The organism is Cedecea davisae, from assembly GCF_044095835.1.
Taxonomy (GTDB): domain Bacteria; phylum Pseudomonadota; class Gammaproteobacteria; order Enterobacterales; family Enterobacteriaceae; genus Cedecea; species Cedecea davisae.
In genome coordinates, this window is the sequence record NZ_CP172054.1 from 1,572,823 (window position 1) to 1,599,202 (window position 26,380).

Sequence of the window (26,380 nt, forward strand, 5' to 3'; positions counted from 1 at the left end):
AGTATGCATTTTCTCAGTTGTTATGAGGTAGGAGCGAAATGACTAATTTAAAAGCAGTAATCCCGGTAGCTGGTTTAGGCATGCATATGCTGCCCGCTACGAAAGCTATCCCAAAAGAGATGCTGCCTATCGTTGATAAGCCGATGATCCAGTACATCGTCGACGAAATTGTTGCTGCTGGTATCAAAGAAATCGTGCTGGTGACCCATTCTTCCAAGAATGCCGTTGAAAACCACTTCGACACCTCTTATGAGCTGGAAGCGCTGCTTGAGCAGCGCGTGAAGCGTCAGCTGCTGGCTGAAGTTCAGTCTATCTGTCCGCCGGGCGTGACTATCATGAACGTGCGTCAGGCCCAGCCTCTGGGTCTCGGCCACTCTATCCTTTGCGCTCATCCAATTATTGGTAACAATCCGTTTGTGGTGGTTCTGCCAGATGTAGTGCTTGATGATGCCAGTGCTGACCCGCTACGCTACAATCTGGCGGCGATGGTTGCCCGCTTCAATGAAACCGGGCGTACCCAGGTGCTGGCTAAACATATGCCAAACGAAGACCTGGCTGCTTACTCCGTTATCACCACCAAAGAGCCATTGGCTAATGAAGGGCAGGTGAGCCGGGTTGTAGAATTCGTTGAAAAACCGGATCAGCCACAAACTCTGGACTCAGATCTGGCAGCGGTGGGTCGCTATGTATTGTCTGCGGATATCTGGCCGTTGCTGGAGAAAACCGAGCCGGGTGCCTGGGGCCGTATCCAGTTAACCGACGCGATCGCGGTGCTCAACGAGACTCAGCCGGTTGAAGTCATGCAGATGACCGGTGAAAGCTACGACTGCGGCAAAAAAATGGGTTATATGCAGGCCTTTGTGAACTACGGGCTGCGTAACCACAAGGAAGGTCAGAAGTTTCGCGAAAGCATTCAGAAGCTTCTCAGATAGCCTGGTGAGTCTGGAGTGAGAGGTCATCGTCAGGGATGATAACGTGATAAGCGGTGGCATAGCGTTCAGTCTGCGATAAATACTGAACGATTAGCCGCCGTTTTGCTTTATAAACTATCGCTGAAATAGTGTTCTTTCATGGGGTTAACATTTTTTTTGGGCGCTGTATAGACCAAATTTTTCCCTTGAGAATCACGCCATGCCAGATCAGAATTACTGGGATTTATCCTAAATCCTTTTTGAGAGGCCTATCGCCGAGTTGTGCAGTGTACTGGTAGCTGTTGAGCCAGGGGCGGTAGCGTGATTAACATTCAGATATTTATGAAATATATTTTATTTGGGACATTACTTCCTAAATAATAATCACAAGATTATAGAGAGACTGCTCAGTGAAAATTCTTGTTACAGGCGGTGCTGGCTTTATTGGCTCAGCCGTTGCTCGTCATATCATAAACAATACCCAGGACAGCGTAGTTAACGTTGATAAATTGACCTATGCCGGTAATCTGGAATCTCTGGCAGAGGTCGCTGGCGACGAGCGTTATCACTTTGTGCAGGCCGATATTTGCGATGCCGTAGCAGTTGAACAAATTTTCAATGAACAGCAGCCGGATGCCGTTATGCACCTCGCCGCAGAAAGCCACGTCGATCGCTCTATCACTGGCCCTGCGGCCTTTGTTGAAACAAACATCGTCGGCACTTATGTTCTGCTAGAAGCTGCGCGTAACTACTGGTCTGGACTGAACGCAGAGAAGAAAACTGGTTTCCGCTTCCACCACATCTCTACCGATGAAGTCTATGGTGATTTACCTCACCCGGATGAAGTGGAGAGTGGTAGCGTGTTGCCCCTGTTTACTGAAACCACAGCCTATGCGCCAAGCAGCCCATACTCTGCCTCAAAAGCGTCCAGCGACCACCTGGTTCGCGCCTGGTTGCGTACCTACGGTTTGCCAACTCTGGTGACTAATTGCTCCAACAACTATGGTCCATACCATTTCCCGGAAAAACTTATTCCGCTGGTCATTCTGAACGCGCTGGAAGGTAAGCCGCTGCCAATTTATGGTAAAGGCGATCAGATTCGTGATTGGCTGTATGTAGAAGATCATGCACGCGCACTCTACAAGGTCGTGACGGAAGGGAAAGTTGGCGAGACCTATAACATCGGCGGCCATAACGAAAAGAAAAATCTCGAAGTGGTGCAGACTATTTGCGATTTGCTGGATGAGATGGTGCCTAAAGCAACTTCTTATCGCGAGCAGATTACCTATGTGACAGACCGTCCAGGGCACGATCGCCGCTACGCTATTGATGCAGAAAAAATCTCACGTGAACTTGGATGGAAACCTCTGGAAACATTCGAGTCCGGGATTCGTAAAACAATAGATTGGTATTTAAAAAATCAAAAGTGGTGTCAGAGAGTGCAGGACGGCAGCTACCAACGTGAACGCTTAGGACTAGAATAATGAAAGGTATCATTCTGGCTGGAGGATCCGGCACTCGTTTGTATCCAATAACTATGGGTGTCTCTAAGCAGTTACTCCCGATCTATGATAAGCCAATGATTTATTATCCGCTGTCAGTACTTATGCTGGCGGGAATTCGTGACATTCTGATTATCACGACACCGGAAGATCAGGACAGCTTTATTCGGTTATTGGGCGATGGCAGTGCGTTGGGCATTAACCTGACGTATGAAGTCCAGCCAGCCCCGGATGGCTTAGCGCAAGCATTTATTATTGGTGAGAAATTTATCGGCAATGATTCAGTTTGCCTTGTACTCGGCGATAATATTTTCTTTGGGCAGGGTTTTAGCCCTAAATTGAGAGCGGTGGCACAGCGTGAGGCAGGCGCCACTGTTTTCGGTTATCAGGTTATGGATCCTGAGCGTTTTGGCGTGGTCGAATTTGATGAAAATAACAAAGCTATTTCGATAGAAGAAAAGCCGGCTGAGCCGAAATCTCACTGGGCTGTCACCGGACTGTACTTCTACGATAACTCGGTTATCGATATTGCAAAAAATGTAAAACCATCTGAGCGGGGTGAGCTAGAAATAACCTCGATTAACGATGAGTATCTAAAGCGCGGGCAATTGAATGTTGAGCAGCTTGGGCGCGGATTTGCATGGTTAGATACCGGCACGCATGACAGCTTGATTGAAGCTGGCAGTTTTGTTGAAACCGTACAGAAAAGGCAGGGAATGATGGTTGCCTGTCCTGAAGAGATTGCCTGGCGTAATGGTTGGTTAAGCGATGCAGAAATTGAAAGTCGCGGAACGCTGCTTAAGAAAAACCATTACGGCCAGTATTTACTAAAGCTAATTAAATAAGAAAATATGAAAATAGAATTTATTCCGCTTCAAATGCATGGTGATGAGCGTGGTTCATTGGTGGCTTTAGAGGAAACCAAAAATGTACCATTCGAAATTAAACGGGTTTATTACATGTTTAATACGCAAGATGGAATAAGAAGAGGGTTTCATGCACATAAAAACCTAATCCAATTGGCGATACCAGTCAGAGGATCTTGTAAGTTTTTGATGGATAATGGGTATGAGAAACTTGACGTTATTCTTGATAACCCTGCTTCTGGTTTGTTAATTGAGCCAATGATGTGGCATGAAATGTATGATTACTCTGAAGATTGTGTGCTATTAGTCCTTGCCAACGATCATTATGACGAATCTGATTATATTCGTAATTATGATGAATTCATAAAACAGGTAAATCATGGATAATAAATTTTTCAAAAGTAAAACGATACATATTCGCTTAGCAGAGATTTCAGATGCTGCGTTTATTTATTCATTACGAATGAATGAGAAGTTGAATAAACACATATCAAAAGTTGACGGCTCTGTTGAAGACCAGACTGTATGGCTTGAAAAATATAAAGAAAAAGAACTGGCCGGACTAGAATATTATTTTATCATTGCTCGAAATGACAATGGTAGAGCCATAGGCACCGTACGTCTATATGGTATTACTGAAGACAATCGTTTCTGTTGGGGCAGTTGGATCTTAAACAGTGAAAAAACTGTTACTGCTGCGATCGAAAGTGCTTACCTTCTCTATAAGTTTGCTTTTGAATACAAAAAATATAATTCGGCATATTTCCAGGTTGATAATAATAATGCCCAAGTTATTTCATTTCACAAAAAAACAGGCGCAATTTTTGTTGAAAAAGATGAAGTGAATGAGAATTTCATCTATACCAATGATTGTTATGATAAATTCAAAAGCCGTTATATAAAAATCGTGGAAAACAACTAAAATGATAAACTTTTTAAACCTTAAAAAAATAAATGAGCAATATCGTGATGATATCATTGAGGCAATGACCAGGGTCCTTGACTCAGGATGGTATATTGCGGGGAATGAACTTTCTGATTTTGAACTAGCATTTGCAAATTATTGTGGTGTAAAGCATTGTATCGGTGTAGCAAATGGTCTGGATGCGCTTAATTTGGTACTTCGCGCCTGGAAGGAGCTTGGCAAACTTCAAGCTGGCGATGAGGTCATTGTGCAGGCGAATACCTATATTGCTTCAATATTAGCTATTACTGAAAATGATCTTGTGCCAGTATTAGTCGAACCTGACCCTCATACCTATAATCTTTCACCTGAAATCGTACGTCAGGCAATTACAGATAAAACTCGTGCTATTTTGCCAGTGCATCTTTATGGCTGCATTTCACCCATGAAAGAGCTTTGTAATATTGCTGAGCAGTATGGTTTGTTAATGTTGGAGGATTGTGCACAATCGCATGGAGCTAAGTTAGACGGAAAATCAGCGGGTAGCTGGGGAGACGCAGCTGGGTTTAGCTTCTACCCTGGTAAAAACATAGGTGCCCTGGGTGATGCTGGTGCAATTACAACTAATGACGATGAACTTTCTGATGTATTGAAAGCACTCCGTAATTACGGCTCACATAAAAAATATCAGAATATATATCAAGGTGTAAATAGCCGTCTGGATGAACTCCAGGCCGCAGTATTATCCGTGAAATTAAAACATGTTGAGCAGGAAACAGCTCGTCGTAGAGAAATTGCCAATAACTATTTGAAAAATATAACTAATAAATTTGTTCAGCTACCTGTATGTGAAAATGAAGACATGCATGTGTGGCATCTCTTTGTTATTGCTACACCTGAAAGAGAGGCGCTACAAACCTGGCTCTCTGAACGCAGTGTTCAAACCCTCATCCATTATCCAATTCCGCCGCATAAACAACAAGCTTATAAAGAATGGAATCAACGCCAGTATCCATTGACGGAAAAAATTCATCAGCAGGTTATCTCCTTACCCCTGGACCCAACTATGACGGATGACGACGTCAAATATGTCATTGATGTTCTTAATGGGTGGGAAAGGTGAATTTTGCGAAGATAACAATAATGAGTGGCATCTTAACTTTGTTAAGGCTGCTCTGTGGTTTCTTTATTTCTAAAGTGGTCGCTGTTTACACTGGTCCAGTGGGGATGGCGAGCTTAGGTCAACTACAGAACCTTGTAACGTTTGTTAATGGATTTGTTTCTTCGCAAGTATCACAAGGAATCAACCGTTATTCATCAGAATATAAGGGTGAGTACCAACAAGCAAAATACTATTGGCGTGCAGCGATAAAGCTTTCCGCTGTTGCATGCTTTTTTATTATCTCTGTTGGTGTTATTTTTTCTTCTTTTATATCAAATTATTTATTTCACAACAACGCTTTTTTTTGGATAGTTATTGTAGCACTGTCCGTTGTGCCCTTGAATGTAATAAATAATATATTTTTAGGGGTGTTAAACGGTGTAGGTGAACACAATAAATTTTTTCTGGCTAATGCATTAACTATTGTAGCATCGGTCATATCCATGGGGCTGCTTGTATATTTCTTTGGATTGGTTGGTGCATTGGTAGCAACAGCATTAAACAATGCAATATCAGGCATAATATTAATTTTCATCATACGGAAATGTGAATGGTTTAAGTTCACTTATTGGTTTGGCGAGGTCTCACCGAAACATATCAAGGAAATGCGAAACTATTTCTTTATGGGGGTAATAGGAGCGCTTACTGGGCCTATATCACTTATTCTGGTTAGGGGGATTATTAGCAATAGCTTGGGGCAAGATTACGCTGGTTACTGGCAAGCCGTTTTCAAAATATCTGAAGCCTATCTGGCCGTATTAACAACTGCACTAACTGTATACTATTTCCCAAAAACAGCAGCAGCAAAAACCATCGAAGATTATTTATCCACTTTAAAAGTTGGTGCCGCAGTCGTTGTGCCTTGTGCATTAATTCTTTCTGGGATTATATTTTTTAGCAAGGATATAATAATTCATTTGTTATTCACCGCTGAATTTTATAAATCGCGAGAATTGTTTTTATATCAGAATCTAGGTGATTTCTTCCGCATTACAAGCTGGCTATTTGCAACAATCCTTCTTGCTAAAGGATATTTTAAAATAAATGCAATTCTAGAAATTTCATTCTCTTTGTTGTTTCCTGCATTGACCAAGCTGTTGATTATGGAATTAGGTTTCTCAGGCATAAGTCTATCGTATTTTATTACATATTCTCTATATTTTATTACGACAATGTTTATCTATTTGGTACATTTAAAAAGACTGAGAAACGTTAATGAATAAAGAATGCAATTTATTAAAGTATCAGTGTGCGGTTGTTATGCCAGTTTATAATGAAGAAAATAATATATTAGATTCTTTGTTGCGACTCAAATCACAGCTGACAGCTGACATGCAGTTGATTATAGTAGATGATGGTTCAACCGATCGGACTTCTGGCATAATAGAAACATTCATTGCACAAGAAAAAATAAATAATTTTTCTTACATAAAGAAAGGCAATGAAGGTGCAGCACGTGCTCGATTAATGGGGATAAATAATTCCTCAAGTAAATTCATAGCATTCATTGATTGTGATGATCAAATTGATTCGTCTACGCTAACGTGTGCGATGGCTGAGTTTGATAACAATGATGATATTGACTTTGTTTTATTTGATTATTATTCGGTTGATTCCCGAGGAAAACAAAAACGATTTAATTATACTATAAATGAATGGCCAACAACCGGTGCGAATGCTTTTAAGCATACCATCGATGGTTGGGGAATTCATGGCTTTGGTATTTATAGAAAAAATGTGATTTTAGATGGTTATAAAAAAGCTTTCTCTTTCATAGGGAATGAAAATAATGTTAATGATGATGAGTTAATAGCCCGTTGTGCAATTCTCGAATCAAGACGAGTGATTCTCTCTGAGGGGCGATATTATTATAGCAACAATGAATTTTCAACAACGCGGCGAGTAAACAATAATCTCTACCGAATGCTATTTACAGGGCAATCCTTAAAAGAAATAATTCAAAAGAATAATAACATTTCCTATTTATTACCAGCAATCAACCTGTATTTACTGAGAGTATGTACAAATCTTGCAATTAAACAATTTAAATGGAGGGAATCGATTGATAACAATAAACTATGGTCCATGGCGATAAAGCAAGTTTTGGCTGATATATCATTTATATCGATTGGTAGATATACTAATAAAAATTACAAACTGTTTTTGTGGTCAATGTTTAAACTGTGTGCTTTAAAATTACGCTACAGGTTTATGTGAATGAAAAAAGAATTAGAACTTGTATCAATCATCATTGTTACATACAATTCAGCTGAATATGTTATTGAAACGTTGAATAGCTGTATTGAGCAAACTTACGCTAACATTGAAATAATTATTAGTGATGACGGATCCGTTGATGAAACACTCTCACTTTGCAATGCCTGGCTTGTAAATTTATCAGTAGATGTAAATGTCAAAATAATTACACATACAGAACGGCGAGGAATTCCGGCTAACTGCAATCGTGGTGCAAATGTTGCGTCAGGACAATGGCTTAAATTTATCGGCGCCGATGACATTCTCGAGCCTGATGCGATATCTAATTTGATGCGCTGTACCACAAAAGATACCGGAGTTGTCTTTTCCAGGTTTAAAACGTTTGGAAAAAGTATTTTTAAAGAGGATATTTATCCGTATCCACTTACATGGGACCTGGTTAAAAAAAGAGCTTCAGGCTGGAATGAAAGAATGGAGTGGCTATTTTTACTGGGTTTTTCAAATGTGGCACCTGGTGCATTCATTAATAAAGAAGCCTTTTATGAATTGGGTAAATATGATGAATCATACTATTTGTTGGAAGATTTACCTCTATGGTACAAGCTCTTCGAAAGCAAATATAGTGTACGACACTGCGAAAGTATAACTGTTAATTATAGGATTCACCCTAAACAGGCTACAAGTAATGGCATCAGTGATTTACTTAAAAAAGATTTGCTAAAATTCACCAATGAAAAAAGGAATAAGTATATTATTCCTTATTATCATAATATTGCACAAATAAAATTCTTATCCAATAAAAAAGCTGCCAGATTTAGATATTTAAATATTGTTCAAGTAATGATACATATTTACAACAGGCTTGGTAGATAATGTTTAATTTATTGGTGTGCACTCCATTATTTATAATGTTTCCATTTTGGAAACAGTTTACTGCGAGAAGCAAGGCACTGATCTGCTCATTAATTGTCATGTTTTTGACACTTATGTTTTCGTCATTTTACTTGAATGGCCAGGACTGGGTGAATTATTATATGACTTTTTTTGAAGACGTCCATTCATCATGGTTTGAACCGGGTTTTTATCTTTATTTTAAATTACTTTCCTTTGTGACCTTTTATAATTTTGGGCTCACAATAATAGTATTTTATGTAATCGCATTTATTTTGTTAATTAATATACTTCGACGATTAACAAGAGTAAATGTCCCTCTGTTTTTAATTCTTTTGGTACTCTACTTTGGTAATACATTAGTACTTGAACAGTTACGGCAGTTCTATGCTGCAATTTTTTCGCTTTATAGCTTCTATTATTACGTCAATGGCGAAAAAAATAAATTCCTACTATTTGTTTTATTATCAATTTCATTTCATATTTCTGCTATCGTTTTATGCTTGTCTTTTTTGGTCATTTATCATAAAAACACTTTATCTTTTACTGTTACGTCATTAGTTTCTGTAGGACTCATTTTATTGCTTTTTGTTTTTCCGAATATTGTGTTACCGGCTTTGTCTTTCTTCCCTCAGCTTGCTATTAAACTAACACAGTATCTTGAGATTACTGCTTTAGGTTTTCATTTGGGGCCATCTTTTATTTTTGCATTTTTGGCTTTATTCTATTACCTAAGCAACACGAAAAAGATGTCACCATCTTTAAATGCTAACTGGTTTATTCATCGTCAAATATTTATTGGTATATTGGTTTTTATTCTTGGACTATATGTACCATTTGCTACAAGGTTTAGTGTTTACTACATATTATTAATCTTTTTATATACAAGTACGATTCGGTACACAGGTGAAAGAAAACTTAGTTTTATCAAATCAAGACTTCTTTATGTGATGTTGATCTTTGTTTTTGTCTCCTCAAACATTATGTCTTATTACAAAAATGAAATAGCACCAATTAAATTTCGCCAACTTGACATGCACTTACTGTCCTTCATTAGCAATGAGATTGATTACGGACAGCTGGCAAAAGACATATACAGAAGAAGTTATGAGGATTTAAAAGACTATAAAGACTCACAAGGTAAGTGAAATGAAAATTGCTATAATTTTACCCAGTTTGCATAGAAGCGGCCCCGGTATTCAGATAACTAGTTTAATCCGTCCGTTAATGGCTTTAGGGGCTGAAATAGATATTTTTTATATTAAAGACATTAGTGATGATGATGAAAAGCTTACCTTGGGTAATATTCACTATGAAAAGATAAATTTAAAAAAAATAAAAAAACAATTGTCAAATTATAATGTTATTCATTCAAATGGTTTTTATCCTGATCTTATTACTGCATGCGCAAGTTTTTTGTTTAGAAAAACATCAGTAGTGAGCTCAATGCATAACTTTATATTCGAGGATTTCAATAATAGATACGGCTTAATCAAAGGTGCTTGCTTTTCATTACTTTGGGCAACCATTCTGTTACTAATACCAAACAAAATAGTCTTCACAAAAGTTGCTGAGTCCTATTATAAGAGAATTACAAATGGTCATTTTTATATAACCGGTAGCGGTGTTTCTGTTTCAACTATATCTGAGTTAGCAACTCACAAAATGGATTCAATAAACGATTCTCTGCTAATTGAAAATTTCAGGTCTAGAGGCTTTAAAGTAATTGGTTCAACCTCGATTATTTCAAAAGTAAAAAATTTAGATCTTATTGTTAAGGCATTGACCACTCTGGATAATCACATTGCCGTGTTTATTGGTGGTGGACCGACTGAATCTGAATTGCGAAGACTTAGCCAGGAGCTTGGTGTTGCCGACCGCGTATTATTTCTTGGCTTTAAAAAAAATCTATTTTGTTACATGAAATATTTTGATGTTGTTGCGATGCCAAGTGTAAGTGAGTCATTTGGTTTGAGTCTTTTTGAAGCAATAGCATGCAAAGTACCTGTTATCTGTAGACCTCTCCCTATATTTAAAGAACTGCTTAATGAAAATGATGTTCTTTTTTTTGATGGGTCGGTTGAAAGTTTTGTAGAGAAAGTAAACATTGATAATAAAAATGAGTATGCGAATAACGCATACAATACACTTTTAGAAAAGTATGAAATTAATGTTATCAGTAAATGTTATTATAACGTATATGCTCAGTTGATTAAAAAATGAATAAATTTAGTGTATTAATGTCATTATATGCAAAAGAGAATCCTCATTATTTAGACTTGTGTTTGGAAAGTATTTCATTACAGACGCTAATGCCCGATCAAGTCGTCATTGTTTTAGATGGTCCTGTTGGCGTAGAACTTGAAGATGTAATAAAAAAATGGTCAGGCTTTTTTAATATATTACCCGTAAAGCTTGACGAGAACGTGGGTTTAGGAAGGGCATTAAATTATGGATTGAATTTTTGTGATAATGAATTGGTCGCAAGAATGGATACCGACGATATTTGTATGCCAGATAGATTTGAAAAACAACTTGCAGAGTTCAATAGTAATATCACTCTTTCTCTTCTTGGGACAGCAATACAAGAATTTGATGGGGATGTCGAAAATGTGACGAGTGTTAGAAAAGTTCCTGTATCTTCTGAAGAAATATGTAGTTTTTCAAAATATAAAAACCCTTTTAATCACATGACAGTAATGTTTAAGAAGAAGAATATTCTGGATGCGGGGGGCTATCAGCATCATCACTATATGGAAGATTATAATTTATGGTTAAGATTGATCGCGTCTGGTATTGAGGCTCGAAATTTATCTGAAGCCTTAGTTTTAGCGCGAACCGGCGATGCTATGTTGAAAAGACGGAAAGGATTTTCGTATATTTACAGCGAGTATATTTTGGCGAAGCTTAAATATGATTTGAAGTTACAAGGGGCGATCGCTGCTTGCTGCATTTTTTTACTTCGTTCTCTGCCAAGACTTTTACCGACAAAATTGCTGTCACATATTTATAAAATCTCCCGTAAATAGCTTTCATGGTTCATGGTTCATGGACATGATCAGAAAATACACCCGCATTGACAGTCTTACCTCATTGAGATTTTTCGCAGCACTTGGCGTCTTTTTACACCACATGGGCATTTTCAATAGTGTAGAAAACGAAAGCATAAAAAACATGGCAAAATATTTTTTTAATGATTATGTTGGTGTTACTTTCTTTTATATACTGTCTGGGTTTATCATTAATTATAACTACAATAATCACCTTGCGGGGAAGCGCTTTGATATAAAGGATTTCCTTGTTTTCCGTTTTGGTAAAATTGTACCAGTTCATTTGCTTACGCTAATTGTCTTTGTTTTTTTATTTAACAAATTCAGTGAATTACCAGGTTAATTATCAGTGCTTGCGGTAAACGGAATGTTAATTCACTCTCTAATACCATCCTCAACATACTATTTTTCGTTCAATGCCGTAAGTTGGAGTATCTCTTGTGAGCTATTTTTCTATGTTTCATTTTGTTGGCTGACATTGCTTTCAAGTCGGACACTGATAGTATTACTTTCACTCATCATTGCCATTCAAATTATTTTCATTGTATATCCTTTGCCTCTTAAATCAACACGCTGGCTTTTTTATATTAATCCTTTCTTTAGAGTGTCTGATTTTATCATAGGAATGCTTTTCTGCCGTTGGTACTGCTCTAATCAATATACACCAGATAGTAAATCTATCTTCTCTTCTGGAACTCCTGTCTATTGCGCTGTTGGGTGTGACAATATTTATTGCTACTAATGAAATTCAGAAAAAGAATGTCAGATATGATTTATTGTTTATAATTCCATGTTAATAATATTAATTGTATTTTCCTTTAATAATGGTGTTATTTCCAGACTGCTGTCCTGCCGACCATTTGTTTTTCATGGGCAGGCCTCATTTGCTTTCTACATGACACATCTTATGGTTATTAATAAATTGCCCGAGTTTCTTGCAATAACATCTACAAATGTAAATTCTGTGCTAGTGTATGCTTTCGCGGCCTTTATAATTTCTTTAACTCTTGCTCCTTTTGTTTTTATATTTATCGAGAAGCCCATCAATAATTATGCTCGTTCCGTATAGGGTTCTTACCGCAATGGCAAGCTTTCTTGAAACATGGTTAACCAGCCAGAAGTTAATTGTTGCAAAATGCTTACAGCAATTATCCTATAAAAAGAGATTTATCTGAGTTAACATCACAGCCACATTTCAAGCCGCGTGTAGGGCGCGGTGAGCACACCTGACAGGAGTATGTAATGTCCAAACAGCAGATCGGCGTTGTTGGTATGGCCGTGATGGGGCGCAACCTGGCGCTGAACATCGAAAGCCGTGGCTATACCGTTTCCGTATTCAACCGCTCCCGTGAGAAGACTGAAGAAGTCGTCGCAGAGAACCCTGGCAAGAAGCTGGTTCCTTATTACACCGTAAAAGAGTTTGTTGAGTCCCTTGAAACGCCGCGTCGTATCCTGTTGATGGTGCAAGCGGGCGCTGGCACTGATGCTGCCATCGACTCCCTGAAACCGTTCCTTGATAAAGGCGATATCATTATTGATGGCGGGAACACCTTCTACCACGACACCATCCGTCGTAATCGTGATTTGTCTGCGGAAGGCTTCAACTTTATCGGTACCGGTGTTTCCGGCGGTGAAGAAGGCGCGCTGAAAGGGCCATCCATCATGCCTGGCGGCCAGAAAGACGCTTACGAGCTGGTTGCCCCTATCCTGACTAAAATTGCTGCTGTTGCAGAAGACGGTGAGCCATGTGTGACCTATATCGGTCCTGATGGCGCAGGTCACTACGTGAAGATGGTGCATAACGGCATCGAATACGGTGACATGCAGCTGATTGCTGAGGCGTATTCTCTGCTGAAGCACGGCCTGAACCTGTCTAACGAAGAGCTGGCCGAAACCTTTACTGAATGGAACAAAGGCGAGCTGAGCAGCTATCTGATCGACATCACCAAAGACATCTTCACCAAGAAAGATGAAGAAGGGAAATATCTGGTTGATGTGATTCTGGACGAAGCTGCCAACAAAGGTACCGGTAAGTGGACCAGCCAGAGCTCTCTGGATCTCGGTGAGCCGCTGTCTCTGATTACCGAATCCGTATTTGCTCGTTATATCTCTTCCCTGAAAGAGCAGCGTGTTGCGGCATCTAAAGTGTTGAGTGGCCCACAGGCTAAGCCATTCTCTGGTGATAAAGCCGAGTTTAGCGAGAAAGTTCGCCGTGCTCTGTACCTGGGTAAAATCGTTTCTTACGCTCAGGGCTTCTCTCAGTTGCGTGCCGCGTCTGAAGAGAATAACTGGGATCTGAACTACGGTGAGATCGCTAAGATTTTCCGTGCGGGCTGCATTATTCGTGCGCAGTTCCTGCAGAAAATTACTGATGCCTATGAAGAGAACCCGGCTATTGCTAACCTGCTGCTGGCGCCTTACTTCAAGAAGATTGCCGACGATTACCAGCAGGCGCTGCGTGACGTGATTTCCTATGCTGTACAGAATGGTATCCCAACGCCAACCTTCTCGGCTGCTATCGCATACTACGACAGCTACCGCGCAGCGGTTCTGCCAGCTAACTTGATTCAGGCACAGCGTGACTACTTCGGGGCGCACACTTATAAGCGTACCGATAAAGAAGGTGTGTTCCACACCGAATGGTTAGATTAATCTTAAAATCTGGCTACTAACTCTAAAGGGTCCTTCATCAGGGACCCTTTTTATATGATTTCGATGATAATATAGAATTGATGCATAGACTAAAAAATAGTCGTTTTAACGAATTTATTGTCTTTCTGTCTCTTAGCAATAAGCACATGTCTACTGGTCCGCGGTTAGCGCAGATCAACTTATAAATATTAGGGTTATTATGAGCATAAATGATACTAACGTGATGAGGGATCGCGCCGGCAGCCAGGCTGAAGAGTCAATTGATTTAATCGATCTTGTTATACAACTGTGGCGTGGTAAAAAAATAATCATCGCTTTTGCTGTCATTTTTCTTATTGGTGCCGTTGCATATCTTTTTGTTGTCAAAGAAAAATGGACATCAGCAGCGATTGTGACCTATGCAGATGCCGGACAGGTTTCAAACTACAGCAATGCTATGAATATTCTTAGCCTCCAGCATTCAGAAGCAGCACCATCACTTCTTGAAATCCAGCAACGCTATTTTGGCCGATTTAACTCTGCTCTTGCAGCGCTTTCCGATCAGTTAGATAACCAGCAGAAGCCTGAGAAATTAATCATTGAAGCGGCAAGCAAAGATCAGCCGTTACCGCTGAAAATTAGCTACGTTGCTAACTCTGCTCAGCAGGCGCAGCAAACCCTTAACGCATACATTCAGCAAATTAATAAGCGTATTGTTACTGAATTGGATAGCGACCTTAAAACCTCTGTTGATGCAAAAATCAGTGATTTAAAGGACCAGCTATCTACTCAAGAAAAAGTCGCCAAAGAGAAGCAGCAAAAACGCCTTGATGAGTTAAACCAGGCGCTGGTTGTCGCTCAGCAGTCAAACATTACCAAACCTGTGGTTTCGCAGGCGGAAACGTTATCTGAAGACACCCTGTTTGTACTGGGTAGCGAAGCACTCTCTTCGATGATTAAAAATGAAGCTTCTCGCCCGTTACCTTTAGATAACTCTTACTTTAACGCGCGTCAGGCGTTGTTAGCGGTTAGTGAGCTGAAATCCACACCTGAAACGACTTACGCATTTCGCTACATTATGAAACCGACCCTGCCTGTTCACAGGGACAGTCCTAAGAAAGGGTTAACGCTTGTATTAGCTGCTCTGTTAGGCGTCATTGTGGGTTCTGGCTATGTGCTTGGCCGTAACGCATTGCGGAATTATAAACCCGCGGCATAAATGCCCGAAGCAAACAAAAGGCCGCATCAGCGGCCTTTTTTACGTCTACAGCGAGCCGTTATTTATGCCGGGCGCGTAAATTCTCAATCACAGTGCTCAAGTCCAAATCCTGATCCTGGAGCAGTACCAGCAGGTGATACATCAGGTCGGAGGCTTCATTGGTCAGTTCGTGGCGGTCGTTCACGGTGGCTGCCAGTGCGGTTTCCACGCCTTCTTCTCCCACTTTTTGAGCAATACGCTTGGTGCCGCTGGCGTACAGCTTCGCGGTGTAAGAACTTGCCGGGTCCGCGGTTTTACGTGAGGCCAGCAGTTGCTCGAGCTCAAACAGGAAGTGCCAGTCGTGATGAGCTTCGCCAAAGCAGCTTGAGGTGCCAAGGTGGCAGGTTGGGCCGATTGGGTTCACCAGCACCAGCAGCGTATCGTTATCGCAGTCCGGGGCAATACGCACCACGTTCAGGAAGTGGCCAGAGGTTTCTCCCTTGGTCCACAGGCGCTGTTTCGTGCGCGAGAAGAAAGTCACTTTGCCGGTATCGAGCGTTTTCGCCAGCGCATCCTGATTCATATAGCCCAGCATCAGCACTTCGCCGGACACCGCATGCTGAACGATAACCGGCATCAGGCCATCGGTTTTTTCCCAGTCCAACTGGGCAAGCTGTTGTTCTGTTAACACACTCGAATCTCCACGCCTTGCTGAACCAGGAACGCCTTCAGTTCACCAATATTGATAATTTGCTTATGGAACACGGAAGCCGCCAGGGCGCCGTCAACATCCGCATCGCGGAACGCTTCATGGAAGTGCTCCATCGTTCCCGCGCCGCCGGAGGCTATCAGCGGGACGTGGCACACTTCACGCACTTTCCTTAATTGCTCCAGGTCGTAGCCATTACGCACGCCGTCCTGGTTCATCATATTCAACACAATTTCCCCCGCGCCGCGCTTTTGCACTTCCTGCACCCAGTCCAGCGTTTCCCACTGAGTGACGCGAGTGCGGCTTTCGTCGCCGGTATACTGGTTAACGTGGTATTTGCCGGTTTCGGCATCAAACCAGGTATCAATTCCCACCACAATGCACTGCACGCCAAAGCGTTCTGCCAGACGAGTTATCAGCGTCGGGTCGGCCAGGGCAGGGGAGTTGATGGAGATCTTATCTGCGCCGAAGGAGAGGATCTGCGCCGCATCTTCAACGGACTTGATCCCGCCCGCCACGCAGAACGGAATATCAATCACTTCGGCCACGCGAGTGACCCAGCTTTTATCTACTACGCGGCCATCGCTGGAAGCGGTGATATCGTAGAACACAAGCTCATCGGCACCTTCCTGCGCGTAGCGCTGAGCCAGCGGAACGATATCACCGATGATTTCGTGGTTGCGGAACTGCACGCCTTTTACGACCTGGCCGTCTCGCACGTCCAGGCAGGGAATTATCCGTTTTGCCAGCATGAAATGGCCTCCGTTACGTTGAATTTACCTTCCAGCAGCGCGCGCCCGACAATCACGCCCTTCACGCCGCTACCCCGCAAGGCTGCTATATCGTCAATGCCGCCGATACCGCCGGAAGCCTGGAAAGCCACCTGCGGAAAACGAGCGCATACTTCCTGATAAAGCTCCACGTTGGAGCCAGCAAGCGTCCCGTCGCGAGAAATATCCGTACACAGGACATGCTTCAGGCCGAAGGGTAAAAACTGTTCGACGAGCTGCTCAAGCGTGGTGCCGGAGGTTTCCTGCCAGCCGCTGACCGCCACCTGTTTGTTGCCTGCGGCGTCAATGCGCACGTCCAGGGCCAGCACCAGCGCATCGGCGCCAAAGCGTTTAAACCAGCCCTGCACCAGCTCCGGGGATTTAACCGCCGTTGAGCCAACCACTACGCGGGCCGCACCGGCTTCCAGCAGGGCTTCCACATCTTGCTCGGTACGCACACCGCCGCCAACCTGCACCGGCACGGTTACGCCAGCCAGCAGTTTTTGCAGCAGTGGGATCTGGCGGGCGGCCGGATCTTTTGCACCTGTCAGGTCAACCAGGTGCAGCACTTGCGCGCCCTGGGCCTGGTAATCCTGCAAGCGTGGCAGAGGATCGCTGCCGTAGTCACGCTGCTGACCGTAATCGCCCTGGTGGAGACGCACCACTTTGCCGTCGATTAAATCAAGAGCCGGGATAATCATGGCTTACATCTCCAGAAAGTTTTTCAGCAACTGAGCGCCAGCCGCGCCGGAACGCTCCGGGTGGAACTGCACGCCCCAGAAGTTATCTTTTTGTACCGCAGCGGTGAACGGCTCGCCGTAGCTTGCCTGAGCGATGGTGTTTGCGCAGACCGGCATCGCGTAGCTGTGAACAAAGTAAAAATAAGCCCCGTCTTCAATGCCGCGGAACAGGCGATCGCCCGCTTTCGGGTAAACGCGATTCCAGCCCATATGCGGAAGCGGCAGGCCGAAGTCTTTCATCTGCAATACCGGCTGGTCGATGATGCTGAGCATCTCAACGCCGTTGCTTTCGTCGCTGCGGCTGCCCAGCAGCTGCATGCCGAGGCAAATCCCCAGCACCGGCTGGGTACAGGCTTTAATCAGCTCGACCAAATCACGTTCGATAATTTGATCCATTGCCGCCTGTGCGGTGCCCACGCCGGGTAAAAAAAGTTTGTCGGCGCGCAGCACAACGTCAGGGTCGCGGCTCACCTGCGGCTCATAGCCGTGGCGCTGAATCGCCGATTTTACCGAATGAAGGTTGGCGCAGCCGGTATCGAGGATAACCACATTCATCACAGCACTCCTTTAGAGGAGGGGAGCGTATCGCCTTCAACGCGGATCGCCTGGCGCAGGGTACGGCCAAAGACCTTGAACAGGCTTTCTACGCGGTGGTGATCGTTCTTGCCTTTGGTTTTCAGGTGCAGCGTTACGCCCATAGTGTAAGAAAGCGAGCGGAAGAAGTGTTCGACCATTTCGGTGCTCAGGTCGCCAACGCGCTGATAGTTGAACTCGGCTTTATATTCGAGGTGCGGGCGGCCAGAGATGTCCAGCGCGCAGCGTGCCAGGCATTCGTCCATCGGCAGCACAAAGCCAAAGCGGGTGATACCGCGCTTGTCGCCGAGCGCCAGTTTCAGCGCTTCACCGAGCGCCAGGCCGGTGTCTTCCACGGTGTGGTGATCGTCAATGTACAAGTCGCCTTTCACCGCGATCTCCATGCGGAAGCCGCCGTGGGTACAGATCTGATCGAGCATGTGGTCGAAGAAGCCCACGCCGGTGGCAATCTTGCTGCCGCCTTCGCGATCCAGCCAGACCTTCACGTCAATCTGTGTTTCTTTCGTATTGCGCTCAACGTGCGCATAACGGTCGCGTTTTGTCAGCTTCTCGGCTATCTGCTGCCAGTTCAGGGTATCACCGCTATAGCGCAGCCCCTGAATGCCCATATTTTCCGCCAGTTCGATGTCGGTAGCGCGGTCGCCAATCACGTAGCTGTTGGCTTTATCCAGCACGCCTTCCTGCAAATAACCGGTGACCAGCGCCAGCTTAGGCTTGCGGCAGTCGCAGTTGTCGGCCGGAAGGTGCGGGCAAATCAGCACTTCATCAAAGGTGATGCCCTGAGAAGTCAGTACCTGCATCATCAGGTTGTGCGGGCCGTCGAAGTCAACCTGCGGGAAGCTGGCGGTGCCGAGCCCATCCTGATTGGTAATCATCACCAGCCTGAAGCCTGCTTTTTGCAGTTGCAGCAGAGCCGGGATAACCGCCGGTTCAAAAGCGAGCTTATCCATGCGATCGACCTGATAGTCGCTTGGTGGTTCGGAAATCAGAGTTCCGTCGCGGTCGATAAAAAGAACTTTCTGGCTCATTTGCTCTCCGTGGCCTGCAGGCCGGGTTGCTGGCGCAGCGCGTCGATAGCGCGCTGGCACTCTTCGCGTGTGCCGATGCTGATGCGCAGGCAGCCGCTCAAAGTCGGTTGTTTATTTTGATCACGTAAGATAATGCCCTGATCCCACAGCGATTTAAAGACCGCGCTGGAAGCCGTAATTCGCGCCAGAACATAGTTGGTTTCGCTGTCGAAAACTTGCTCGACGCAAGGCGTATTTTTAAGCTCGCTAATCAGGAACTGGCGGTTAAGCAGCACCTGGGCAACACGCTCACGCATGGCGTTTATACCCTGAGGGCTAAGCGCCTGTGCGGCAATGTCGGCCACCGGAGTAGAGAGCGGGTAAGGGGCGATGACTTTCAGCAGCAGGTTAATGACCTCTTCACTCGCCAGGGTAAAGCCGCAGCGCAGGCCAGCCAGCGCGAAGGCTTTTGACAAGGTGCGCAAAATCACCAGATTCGGGTACTCTTCAAGCCAGCCCGCCAGCGTCGCCTGCGGGCAGAATTCGATATAGGCTTCGTCGGCCACAACCAGCGCTTTGCCACGCGTCATTTCCAGCAGCACGCGTAAATCCTGCGGGTTAATCAGCTGGCCGGTTGGGTTGTTTGGGCTGCATACATAAACCACTTTTACGCCGTCGAGCTTTTCGGCAATCGCGGGCAGGTCCAGCTGCCAGTTATCCAGTGTGGCTACCGTGCGGCACTCCACGCCGATAGTTTCGGCGCTGACGGTGTACATTCCGTAGGTCGGCGGGCAGTAAAGAATCGCGTCTTTGCCCGGCTCGCAAAATGCGCGGATCAAGAGTTCTATGCCTTCGTCCGCGCCGCGGCTGACCAGTACCTGCTCAGGCTTGAGGCCTGCGTAGCTGGCGTAATTGGCAATGACCTGCTTAGGCTGGCATTCCGGGTAGCGGTTCAGCGTGTTGGCGCAGAGTTCATACTCAACCGGCGTCGGGTATTCGTTGGCGTTCAGCCACACATCGCCGCTGCCGCCGAGGCGACGGGCAGACTGATAAGGGGTCAGGGCGCGAACGTTGGCGCGGGCTAACTCTTCGATGCTCATGCTTGCTCCTTCAGGGCGGTGACGCGTAAGGTAACGGCGTTTTTGTGGGCGGTAAGCTGCTCGGCAGCGGCCAGAATCTCAATCGTTTTTGCCAGCGAGGCGAAGCCCTGCGGGGAAAGCTCCTGCACGGTCATGCGCTTCTGGAAGTCCGCCAGCCCGAGGCTAGAGCAGGTGGAGGTATAACCGTAAGTCGGCAGCACGTGGTTAGTGCCGGAGGCGTAGTCGCCAGCGGACTCCGGCGACCAGTCGCCCAGGAACACCGACCCGGCGCTGGTAATGCTGTCTACCAGTTCACGGGCGTTACGCGTCTGGATAATCAGGTGCTCCGGACCGTACTGGTTAGAGATTTCGATGCATTGGGCAAGATCGCGGGCAACAATCAGGCGGCTGCTTTCCAGCGCCTTACGGGCCGTTTCGGCACGCGGCAGGGCGGCAAGCTGGCGCTCAACGGCCTGGGCTACGGCTTCGGCCATCGCGGCGTCCGGCGTCAGCAGAATAACCTGCGAGTCCGGGCCGTGCTCCGCCTGAGAAAGCAGGTCGGAGGCCACGAAGTCCGGCGTTGCGCCGCTGTCTGCGATGACCAGCACTTCTGAGGGGCCTGCGGGCATGTCGATTGCCGCGCCGTCAAGACGCTGGCTGACCTGGCGTTTCGCCTCGGTAACAAAGGCGTTGCCCGGACCAAAGATTTTATCCACTTTCGGGATGCTTTCTGTACCCAGCGCCAGAGCGGCAATCGCCTGTGCGCCGCCAACCTGAAACACTTCCTGCACGCCGCACAGCTGAGCGGCATAGAGGATCTCGTCGGCAATCGGCGGAGGTGAGCAAAGCACCACTTTTTTGCAACCGGCAATGCGGGCAGGCGTTGCCAGCATCAGTACCGTGGAGAACAACGGCGCAGAACCGCCGGGAATATACAGGCCCACGGAAGCCACCGGGCGGGTAACCTGCTGGCAGCGCACGCCGGGCATGGTTTCCACATCAACCGGAGCCAGCTGCTGGGCGAGGTGGAACTTTTCGATATTGGCAACTGCAACGGCCATCGCTTCTTTAATATCGACGCCCAGGCGGGCTACCGCCTCGTCGATTTGCTGCGAAGTCACTTTGAGCTGCCGGACTTCGGTTTTATCAAACTTTGCGCTGTATTCACGCAGCGCGACGTCACCGTTGCTTTTTACGTTATCGATAATTTCGGCGACGGTGCGGGTAATGCTGTCAGAGGCGGAAATTGCCGGGCGCATCAGCAGGGCGCTGCGGGCGTTTTCATCGCACTCGTTCCAGTTAATCAGCGTGTTGAAGTTGCTCATCGGGTCACTCCATCATCTTCTCAATCGGCAGCACCAGAATAGAACTGGCGCCCAGCGCTTTCAGCTTCTCCATGGTTTCCCAGAACAGCGTCTCGCTGCTCACCATATGCATGGCTACGCGCTGCTGGTCACCGGCCAGGGGTAGAATTGTCGGACGCTCGGCACCCGGCAGCAGGGCGATAACTTCGTCCAGGCGGGAGCTTGGCGCGTGCAGCATGATGTATTTGGACTCGCGTGCCTGAATCACACCCTGAATACGGGTCAGCAGTTTGTCGATAAGTTGCTGTTTGGCTTCCGGCATTTCGCCGTCGCGCTGAATAAGGCAGGCTTTGGAGCGGTAGATAACTTCAACTTCACGCAGGCCGTTGGCTTCGAGCGTTGCACCGGTGGAAACCAGGTCGCAAATTGCGTCGGCCAGGCCCGCACGCGGAGCCACTTCCACCGAACCGTTAAGCAGGCAGGATTTAAACTGCACGCCTTTCTGGTCGAGGTAGCGCTTGAGCAGGTGCGGGTAAGAGGTGGCGATACGTTTGTTATTCAGGCTTGCCGGGCCGTCCCACGGTTCGTCCACGGCGGTTGCCAGAGACAGGCGGCAGCCGCCGAAGTCGAGCCGACGTAGAGTGAAATAGCGCGGGTCGTCACCCTGGGCGCGGCGGGTCAGCAGCTCTTCTTCAAGTACGTTTTCACCGATAATACCGAGGTCGACAACGCCGTCCATCACCAGGCCCGGGATGTCGTCATCGCGTACGCGCAGAATGTCGATAGGCATATTTTCTGCCAGCGCAATCAGGCGCTGAGTGTGCAGGTTGATTTTTATGCCGCAGCGGGCGAGTAATTCGCGTGAATCATCGCTAAGGCGGCCAGATTTCTGCATAGCTATGCGTAAACGGTTGTTGTCGGTCATCGGTTGTTACCCCTTATTAATTCCTGTCTGACGCCCAAAAAAAAGCCCCCGGAAGAAATCTTCCGGGGGCTTTATCTCGCGTTCTCGCACCACTGGAAGATCTTTTCGTCTCCCAGCACCAATCGCCTGAAAGACTAGTCAGGGTGATGGTGATGATGGTGGTTTTTAAATGGAACGCGTGTCATAAAATTCTCGTATGAATGACTATTCATTATGTGCCAATTAACGTAAACCAGATTACGCGTTGAGCGCAAGGGGTTTTTTCCCCTCTGGTTAATATTCTGTTGGGGAGAGTTAATTGTCAGTTACGCGCCGGTGGCGTAGCCTTAATAGAGAGTCAAATTCACTCGTCAGAAGATAATGCTGTCAGGTCAGGAGACAAGGCATGAAAAGGGTCGCAATAGTCGGATTAGGGTGGTTGGGAATGCCGCTGGGGCTGTCATTAGCAGCGCGCGGTTTTCAGGTCAGCGGAAGCAAAACCACGCTGGATGGCGTAGAAGCGGCGCGTATGTGCGGCATCGAAAGCTATCAGCTGCAATTACAGCCTGAGCTGGTTTGCGAAAGCGAAGATCTGGACGCTTTGCTGAACGTTGATGCTCTGGTGATAACGCTGCCGGCTCGCCGCAGCGGCGAGGGCGATGACTTCTATTTGCAGGCGGTGCAGGAAATCGTTGATAGCGCGCTGGCCCATTCGGTGCCCCGCATCATCTTTACCAGCTCGACTTCCGTATACGGCGAGGGCGAAGGTAACGTTAAAGAAACCGCGCCACTTCGGCCGGTTACCGCCAGCGGGCGAGTGTTAAAAGAGCTGGAGGACTGGCTGCATCGCCTGCCCGGTACTTCGGTTGATATTCTGCGCCTGGCCGGATTGGTCGGGCCGGAGCGCCATCCCGGCCGGTTCCTGGCAGGGAAAAAGGATGTGGCGAACGGGCATCACGGCGTGAACCTGGTGCACCTGGAAGACGTTATCGCCGCCATTACGCTGCTGTTGCAGGCGCCTAAGGGCGGGCACGTTTATAACCTCTGCGCGCCTTCGCACCCAACGCGGGCCGAGTTTTATTCGCACATGGCGCGGCAAATTGGGCTGGAGGCTCCGCAGTTCCGCAGCGAGACGCAAACCGGCCACGGCAAGTTGATTGACGGCAGCCGCATCTGTAATGAGCTAGGCTTCGAGTATCAATACCCCAATCCGCTGATTATGCCGATGCAATAACAGCCGCGCGGCAGGCTCCGCGCACCCGGGAGCGAGTATGAAACCTTTGCTTGAGGTCCTGATCATTCTGGATGCGCTGGATAAAGAAGGGAGTTTTGCTGCTGCGGCGGCAAAACTCTTTAAAACACCGTCTGCGCTGAGCTATAGCGTGCAAAAGCTGGAAAGCGATCTCAATATCCAGATCCTTGACCGCAGCGGTCATCGGTCGCGTTTTACCCGCACCGGCGAGCTGCTGCTGGAAAAAGGGCGGGAGATCCTGCATTCGGTGCGCGAGCTGGAGCAGCAGGCCATCAAGCTACAACAAGGCTGGGAAAACGAGCTGACCATCGGCGTCGATAATGCTTTCCCGTTCTCTCTGCTTACCCCGTTAATCGAAGCCTTCTATCAAAGTTACAGCGTGACGCGCCTTAAATTTATTAACGACGTGTTGGGCGGTTCGTGGGAGGCGCTAACCGAAGGCCGGGCGGATATTATCGTCGGCGCGATGAGCGACCCGCCGTCCCTGAGCGGCTTTGGCTTTACGTTGCTGGGAAGGCTGGAAATAGTCTTTGTGGTGGCCCCCCACCATGCGCTGGCGAAAGCAGAGGAGCCGCTGACAAGGCGCTTAATCAAGCGTTCGCGCGCCGTGGTCGTGGGGGACACTTCCAGAATAGAGTCTGCCCGCGCCATGCATCTGCTGGAAGAACAGGAAGCCATCACGGTGTTTGATTTCAAAACCAAGCTGGAACTGCAAATCAGCGGCATTGGCTGCGGCTACATGCCGCGCTATATGGCCCAGCGTTTTATCGACAGCGGGGCGCTGGTGGAAAAGCAGGTGGTCGGGCAGGTGCCTTTTGTGCCGGTCTGGATAGGCTGGAACGAGCAAACTGCCGGGCTTGCCAGCGAATGGTGGCGGGAGAAAGTTGTCAGCGACGCGCAAATTGCGCAGGTTTATGCCCGCCCGGAAAAATAGCACTTTCTTACCTGGCAACAATCCAATACAAGGACTAAGGTCTATGACGGCGAGCCGGTGAAAAAGAAATTGCCAAAGATGATTCTAACATCTTGTCATTGTGCCCGTTAATGGTGCAAAATACGCGCCAGCAAAAATAGAAGACTAACCGACGTTTAAGAGACGTCGGTTATTTTTTTGCAATCAACTAAGTCAGACAAACGGCATTTGCCAAAAAAACCAAGAGGCCGGGCTTCGTACCGGATAGATACTAGCTTTTAAAAAACGACAGTCGTGTCGCCGAGGAAATTGAGATGGGGCAGATTTTTGCTTTTGCGCAGGCTTTCTCTATTGAGGGAAACAACCATGTCGCTTAACGTCACCGCAGGTGCAAACACCCGCCCAGGTCTGCATAAGACCCTGACGCTGGTTCCGGTAGTTATGATGGGCCTTGCCTACATGCAGCCGATGACCTTGTTTGATACTTTCGGTATTGTTTCCGGGATGACCGATGGCCATGTGCCGACGGCTTATGCCTTTGCTCTGGTGGCGATTCTGTTCACCGCGCTGAGCTATGGCAAGCTGGTGCGTCGTTTCCCGTCTGCGGGTTCCGCTTATACCTACGCTCAGAAATCCATTAACCCTCTGGTCGGTTTTATGGTGGGCTGGTCGTCGCTGCTGGACTATCTGTTCGCGCCGATGATCAACATTCTGCTGGCGAAAATCTATTTTGAAGCTCTGGTACCCGGTGTCCCTTCGTGGATCTTCGTGGTGGTGCTGGTCGGCTTTATGACGGTCTCGAACCTGCGCAGCGTCAAAACCGTTGCCAACTTCAACAGCGTCATCGTGCTGCTGCAAATCGTGCTGATTGCGGTCATTATGGGCATGGTGGTTTACGGTGTTGCCGGTGGTGAAGGCGCGGGTACGCTGACAAGCAGCAAACCGTTCTGGTCTGAAAACGCACACATTGCACCGATGATTACCGGAGCGACTATTCTCTGCTTCTCATTCACCGGCTTTGACGGCATCAGCAACCTGTCTGAAGAGACCAAGGACGCCGAGCGTGTTATTCCGCGGGCTATCTTCCTGACCGCGCTGATTGGCGGCATGATTTTCATCGTCTCGACCTATTTCCTGCAGTTGTACTTCCCGGATATCTCTCGCTTTAAAGATCCGGATGCATCTCAGCCTGAAATCATGCTGTTCGTTGCGGGTAAAGCCTTCCAGGTTGGCGCGCTTATCTTCTCCACCATTACCGTGCTGGCTTCCGGTATGGCGGCGCACACCGGCGTTTCTCGCCTGATGTACGTGATGGGCCGTGACGGCGTGTTCCCGAACCGCTTCTTCGGCTATATTCACCCGAAATGGCGTACCCCGGCGTTTAACGTACTGCTGGTTGGCGCGGTAGCGCTGATGGCTATCGACTTTGACCTGGTAACCGCAACCGCGCTGATTAACTTCGGTGCGCTGGTGGCCTTTACCTTCGTTAACCTGTCGGTTATCTCTCAGTTCTGGATCCGCGAAAAGCGCAACAAGTCCCTTAAGGACCACCTGAACTACCTGGTTCTGCCAACTATTGGCGCGCTGACCGTTGGTGCACTGTGGATTAACCTGGAAGAAAGCTCGATGATCCTCGGCCTGATTTGGGGCGCAATCGGCCTGATTTACGTTGCCTGCGTCACCCGCAGCTTCCGTAACCCGGTGCCTCAGTACAACGAAGACATCGCGTAATAGCATTCAAATATAAAAAAGGCTCCCGTCGATGGGAGCCTTTTT

At 46.8% G+C, this 26,380-nt stretch carries 27 protein-coding genes and 1 other annotated feature; of the genes, 18 read left to right on the forward strand and 9 right to left on the reverse strand.

Annotated elements, in window-relative coordinates:
• Positions 1-38: 38 nt before the first annotated feature.
• The 15 genes from galF to wzzB all read left to right on the forward strand — a co-directional run bounded on the left by galF (position 39) and on the right by wzzB (position 15,353).
• Positions 39-932 carry a UTP--glucose-1-phosphate uridylyltransferase GalF gene (galF, locus tag ACG1VR_RS07800; RefSeq protein ID WP_016537224.1) on the forward strand — a complete coding sequence of 298 codons (894 nt, stop codon included), beginning with the start codon at positions 39-41 and terminating at the stop codon, positions 930-932.
• A gap of 389 nt (positions 933-1,321) precedes the next feature.
• Positions 1,322-2,395 carry a dTDP-glucose 4,6-dehydratase gene (rfbB, locus tag ACG1VR_RS07805; protein ID WP_395490617.1) on the forward strand — a complete coding sequence of 358 codons (1,074 nt, stop codon included), beginning with the start codon at positions 1,322-1,324 and terminating at the stop codon, positions 2,393-2,395.
• Positions 2,395-3,258 carry a glucose-1-phosphate thymidylyltransferase RfbA gene (rfbA, locus tag ACG1VR_RS07810; RefSeq protein ID WP_395490618.1) on the forward strand — a complete coding sequence of 288 codons (864 nt, stop codon included), beginning with the start codon at positions 2,395-2,397 and terminating at the stop codon, positions 3,256-3,258. The genes rfbB and rfbA overlap by 1 nt, the downstream gene beginning before the upstream one ends.
• Positions 3,259-3,264: 6 nt before the next feature.
• On the forward strand, positions 3,265-3,666 hold the full coding sequence (locus ACG1VR_RS07815) for a sugar 3,4-ketoisomerase (RefSeq protein ID WP_395490619.1): 402 nt from the start codon (positions 3,265-3,267) through the stop codon (positions 3,664-3,666).
• A complete protein-coding gene (locus ACG1VR_RS07820; RefSeq protein WP_395490620.1) occupies positions 3,659-4,201 on the forward strand; it encodes a GNAT family N-acetyltransferase in 543 nt (180 codons plus the stop codon). Before ACG1VR_RS07815 ends, ACG1VR_RS07820 begins: the two co-directional genes overlap by 8 nt.
• Position 4,202: 1 nt before the next feature.
• Positions 4,203-5,306 (forward strand): DegT/DnrJ/EryC1/StrS family aminotransferase, encoded by a 1,104-nt coding sequence (locus tag ACG1VR_RS07825; RefSeq protein WP_395490621.1) that lies wholly within the window; start codon positions 4,203-4,205, stop codon positions 5,304-5,306.
• Between the two features lie 20 nt (positions 5,307-5,326).
• Positions 5,327-6,568, forward strand: a complete 1,242-nt coding sequence (locus ACG1VR_RS07830; RefSeq protein WP_395490622.1) for an O-antigen translocase — start codon at positions 5,327-5,329, stop codon at positions 6,566-6,568.
• The gene (locus tag ACG1VR_RS07835) at positions 6,561-7,562 is read left to right on the forward strand and encodes a glycosyltransferase family 2 protein (protein WP_395490623.1); all 1,002 of its coding nucleotides are present in this window, start codon (positions 6,561-6,563) and stop codon (positions 7,560-7,562) included. The genes ACG1VR_RS07830 and ACG1VR_RS07835 overlap by 8 nt, the downstream gene beginning before the upstream one ends.
• Complete coding sequence (locus ACG1VR_RS07840) at positions 7,563-8,435, forward strand: glycosyltransferase family 2 protein (RefSeq protein WP_395490624.1); 873 nt, start codon at positions 7,563-7,565, stop codon at positions 8,433-8,435.
• A 113-nt stretch (positions 8,436-8,548) separates the two neighbouring features.
• Positions 8,549-9,601, forward strand: coding sequence for an EpsG family protein (locus ACG1VR_RS07845; protein ID WP_395491069.1), 1,053 nt, complete (start codon positions 8,549-8,551; stop codon positions 9,599-9,601).
• Position 9,602: 1 nt separating this feature from the next.
• Positions 9,603-10,676 carry a glycosyltransferase family 4 protein gene (locus ACG1VR_RS07850; protein WP_395490625.1) on the forward strand — a complete coding sequence of 358 codons (1,074 nt, stop codon included), beginning with the start codon at positions 9,603-9,605 and terminating at the stop codon, positions 10,674-10,676.
• Positions 10,673-11,482, forward strand: a complete 810-nt coding sequence (locus ACG1VR_RS07855) for a glycosyltransferase (RefSeq protein WP_395490626.1) — start codon at positions 10,673-10,675, stop codon at positions 11,480-11,482. The genes ACG1VR_RS07850 and ACG1VR_RS07855 overlap by 4 nt, the downstream gene beginning before the upstream one ends.
• Positions 11,483-11,501: 19 nt before the next feature.
• A complete protein-coding gene (locus ACG1VR_RS07860; RefSeq protein ID WP_395490627.1) occupies positions 11,502-11,846 on the forward strand; it encodes an acyltransferase family protein in 345 nt (114 codons plus the stop codon).
• Between the two features lie 899 nt (positions 11,847-12,745).
• Positions 12,746-14,155, forward strand: a complete 1,410-nt coding sequence (gndA, locus tag ACG1VR_RS07865; protein ID WP_016537208.1) for an NADP-dependent phosphogluconate dehydrogenase — start codon at positions 12,746-12,748, stop codon at positions 14,153-14,155.
• A 199-nt stretch (positions 14,156-14,354) separates the two neighbouring features.
• The gene (gene wzzB / locus ACG1VR_RS07870; protein WP_395490628.1) at positions 14,355-15,353 is read left to right on the forward strand and encodes an LPS O-antigen chain length determinant protein WzzB; all 999 of its coding nucleotides are present in this window, start codon (positions 14,355-14,357) and stop codon (positions 15,351-15,353) included.
• Positions 15,354-15,411: 58 nt separating this feature from the next.
• On the opposite strand, the gene hisIE is transcribed toward wzzB, so the two are convergent.
• The 9 genes from hisIE to hisL form a co-directional block, all read right to left on the reverse strand.
• Entirely contained in the window at positions 15,412-16,023 is a 612-nt protein-coding gene (gene hisIE / locus ACG1VR_RS07875; RefSeq protein WP_016537206.1) for a bifunctional phosphoribosyl-AMP cyclohydrolase/phosphoribosyl-ATP diphosphatase HisIE, read from the reverse strand.
• The gene (gene hisF, locus ACG1VR_RS07880; protein WP_172569528.1) at positions 16,017-16,793 is read right to left on the reverse strand and encodes an imidazole glycerol phosphate synthase subunit HisF; all 777 of its coding nucleotides are present in this window, start codon (positions 16,791-16,793) and stop codon (positions 16,017-16,019) included. The genes hisIE and hisF overlap by 7 nt, the downstream gene beginning before the upstream one ends.
• Positions 16,775-17,512 carry a 1-(5-phosphoribosyl)-5-[(5-phosphoribosylamino)methylideneamino]imidazole-4-carboxamide isomerase gene (gene hisA / locus ACG1VR_RS07885; RefSeq protein WP_395490629.1) on the reverse strand — a complete coding sequence of 246 codons (738 nt, stop codon included), beginning with the start codon at positions 17,510-17,512 and terminating at the stop codon, positions 16,775-16,777. Before hisA ends, hisF begins: the two co-directional genes overlap by 19 nt.
• A gap of 3 nt (positions 17,513-17,515) precedes the next feature.
• Complete coding sequence (gene hisH, locus ACG1VR_RS07890; protein WP_395490630.1) at positions 17,516-18,106, reverse strand: imidazole glycerol phosphate synthase subunit HisH; 591 nt, start codon at positions 18,104-18,106, stop codon at positions 17,516-17,518.
• Positions 18,106-19,173 carry a bifunctional histidinol-phosphatase/imidazoleglycerol-phosphate dehydratase HisB gene (hisB, locus tag ACG1VR_RS07895; protein WP_395490631.1) on the reverse strand — a complete coding sequence of 356 codons (1,068 nt, stop codon included), beginning with the start codon at positions 19,171-19,173 and terminating at the stop codon, positions 18,106-18,108. The genes hisH and hisB overlap by 1 nt, the downstream gene beginning before the upstream one ends.
• Complete coding sequence (gene hisC, locus ACG1VR_RS07900) at positions 19,170-20,252, reverse strand: histidinol-phosphate transaminase (protein ID WP_395490632.1); 1,083 nt, start codon at positions 20,250-20,252, stop codon at positions 19,170-19,172. Before hisC ends, hisB begins: the two co-directional genes overlap by 4 nt.
• The gene (hisD, locus tag ACG1VR_RS07905; RefSeq protein ID WP_395490633.1) at positions 20,249-21,556 is read right to left on the reverse strand and encodes a histidinol dehydrogenase; all 1,308 of its coding nucleotides are present in this window, start codon (positions 21,554-21,556) and stop codon (positions 20,249-20,251) included. The genes hisC and hisD overlap by 4 nt, the downstream gene beginning before the upstream one ends.
• 4 nt (positions 21,557-21,560) lie before the next feature.
• On the reverse strand, positions 21,561-22,460 hold the full coding sequence (hisG, locus tag ACG1VR_RS07910) for an ATP phosphoribosyltransferase (RefSeq protein WP_016537199.1): 900 nt from the start codon (positions 22,458-22,460) through the stop codon (positions 21,561-21,563).
• 36 nt (positions 22,461-22,496) lie between these two features.
• Positions 22,497-22,619 (reverse strand) — a sequence feature (His leader region).
• Positions 22,595-22,645 (reverse strand): his operon leader peptide, encoded by a 51-nt coding sequence (hisL, locus tag ACG1VR_RS07915; protein WP_099516347.1) that lies wholly within the window; start codon positions 22,643-22,645, stop codon positions 22,595-22,597. (Overlaps the previous feature by 25 nt.)
• A 200-nt stretch (positions 22,646-22,845) precedes the next feature.
• Here hisL and ACG1VR_RS07920 point away from each other — a divergent pair, with 200 nt between their 5' ends.
• The 3 genes from ACG1VR_RS07920 (at position 22,846) to ACG1VR_RS07930 (ending at position 26,335) form a co-directional block, all read left to right on the forward strand.
• A complete protein-coding gene (locus ACG1VR_RS07920) occupies positions 22,846-23,673 on the forward strand; it encodes an SDR family oxidoreductase (protein ID WP_395490634.1) in 828 nt (275 codons plus the stop codon).
• Positions 23,674-23,710: 37 nt separating this feature from the next.
• On the forward strand, positions 23,711-24,625 hold the full coding sequence (locus tag ACG1VR_RS07925; protein WP_395490635.1) for a LysR substrate-binding domain-containing protein: 915 nt from the start codon (positions 23,711-23,713) through the stop codon (positions 24,623-24,625).
• Positions 24,626-24,970: 345 nt separating this feature from the next.
• A complete protein-coding gene (locus ACG1VR_RS07930; protein ID WP_016537196.1) occupies positions 24,971-26,335 on the forward strand; it encodes an APC family permease in 1,365 nt (454 codons plus the stop codon).
• Positions 26,336-26,380 lie beyond the last annotated feature (45 nt).

Coding starts and splice junctions, on each gene's coding strand:
- wzzB (WP_395490628.1), top strand. CDS start 14,355: ATGAGCATAAATGATACTAACGTGATGAGGGATCGCGCCGGCAGCCAG.
- ACG1VR_RS07860 (WP_395490627.1), top strand. CDS start 11,502: ATGGACATGATCAGAAAATACACCCGCATTGACAGTCTTACCTCATTG.
- hisC (WP_395490632.1), bottom strand. CDS start 20,252: ATGAGCATCGAAGAGTTAGCCCGCGCCAACGTTCGCGCCCTGACCCCT.
- ACG1VR_RS07845 (WP_395491069.1), top strand. CDS start 8,549: ATGTTTTCGTCATTTTACTTGAATGGCCAGGACTGGGTGAATTATTAT.
- ACG1VR_RS07815 (WP_395490619.1), top strand. CDS start 3,265: ATGAAAATAGAATTTATTCCGCTTCAAATGCATGGTGATGAGCGTGGT.
- hisD (WP_395490633.1), bottom strand. CDS start 21,556: ATGAGCAACTTCAACACGCTGATTAACTGGAACGAGTGCGATGAAAAC.
- ACG1VR_RS07850 (WP_395490625.1), top strand. CDS start 9,603: ATGAAAATTGCTATAATTTTACCCAGTTTGCATAGAAGCGGCCCCGGT.
- hisA (WP_395490629.1), bottom strand. CDS start 17,512: ATGATTATCCCGGCTCTTGATTTAATCGACGGCAAAGTGGTGCGTCTC.
- hisG (WP_016537199.1), bottom strand. CDS start 22,460: ATGACCGACAACAACCGTTTACGCATAGCTATGCAGAAATCTGGCCGC.
- ACG1VR_RS07840 (WP_395490624.1), top strand. CDS start 7,563: ATGAAAAAAGAATTAGAACTTGTATCAATCATCATTGTTACATACAAT.
- ACG1VR_RS07920 (WP_395490634.1), top strand. CDS start 22,846: ATGAAAAGGGTCGCAATAGTCGGATTAGGGTGGTTGGGAATGCCGCTG.
- gndA (WP_016537208.1), top strand. CDS start 12,746: ATGTCCAAACAGCAGATCGGCGTTGTTGGTATGGCCGTGATGGGGCGC.
- galF (WP_016537224.1), top strand. CDS start 39: ATGACTAATTTAAAAGCAGTAATCCCGGTAGCTGGTTTAGGCATGCAT.
- hisB (WP_395490631.1), bottom strand. CDS start 19,173: ATGAGCCAGAAAGTTCTTTTTATCGACCGCGACGGAACTCTGATTTCC.
- hisF (WP_172569528.1), bottom strand. CDS start 16,793: ATGCTGGCAAAACGGATAATTCCCTGCCTGGACGTGCGAGACGGCCAG.
- ACG1VR_RS07830 (WP_395490622.1), top strand. CDS start 5,327: ATGAGTGGCATCTTAACTTTGTTAAGGCTGCTCTGTGGTTTCTTTATT.
- rfbA (WP_395490618.1), top strand. CDS start 2,395: ATGAAAGGTATCATTCTGGCTGGAGGATCCGGCACTCGTTTGTATCCA.
- ACG1VR_RS07825 (WP_395490621.1), top strand. CDS start 4,203: ATGATAAACTTTTTAAACCTTAAAAAAATAAATGAGCAATATCGTGAT.
- ACG1VR_RS07930 (WP_016537196.1), top strand. CDS start 24,971: ATGTCGCTTAACGTCACCGCAGGTGCAAACACCCGCCCAGGTCTGCAT.
- hisH (WP_395490630.1), bottom strand. CDS start 18,106: ATGAATGTGGTTATCCTCGATACCGGCTGCGCCAACCTTCATTCGGTA.
- ACG1VR_RS07835 (WP_395490623.1), top strand. CDS start 6,561: ATGAATAAAGAATGCAATTTATTAAAGTATCAGTGTGCGGTTGTTATG.
- ACG1VR_RS07820 (WP_395490620.1), top strand. CDS start 3,659: ATGGATAATAAATTTTTCAAAAGTAAAACGATACATATTCGCTTAGCA.
- ACG1VR_RS07925 (WP_395490635.1), top strand. CDS start 23,711: ATGAAACCTTTGCTTGAGGTCCTGATCATTCTGGATGCGCTGGATAAA.
- ACG1VR_RS07855 (WP_395490626.1), top strand. CDS start 10,673: ATGAATAAATTTAGTGTATTAATGTCATTATATGCAAAAGAGAATCCT.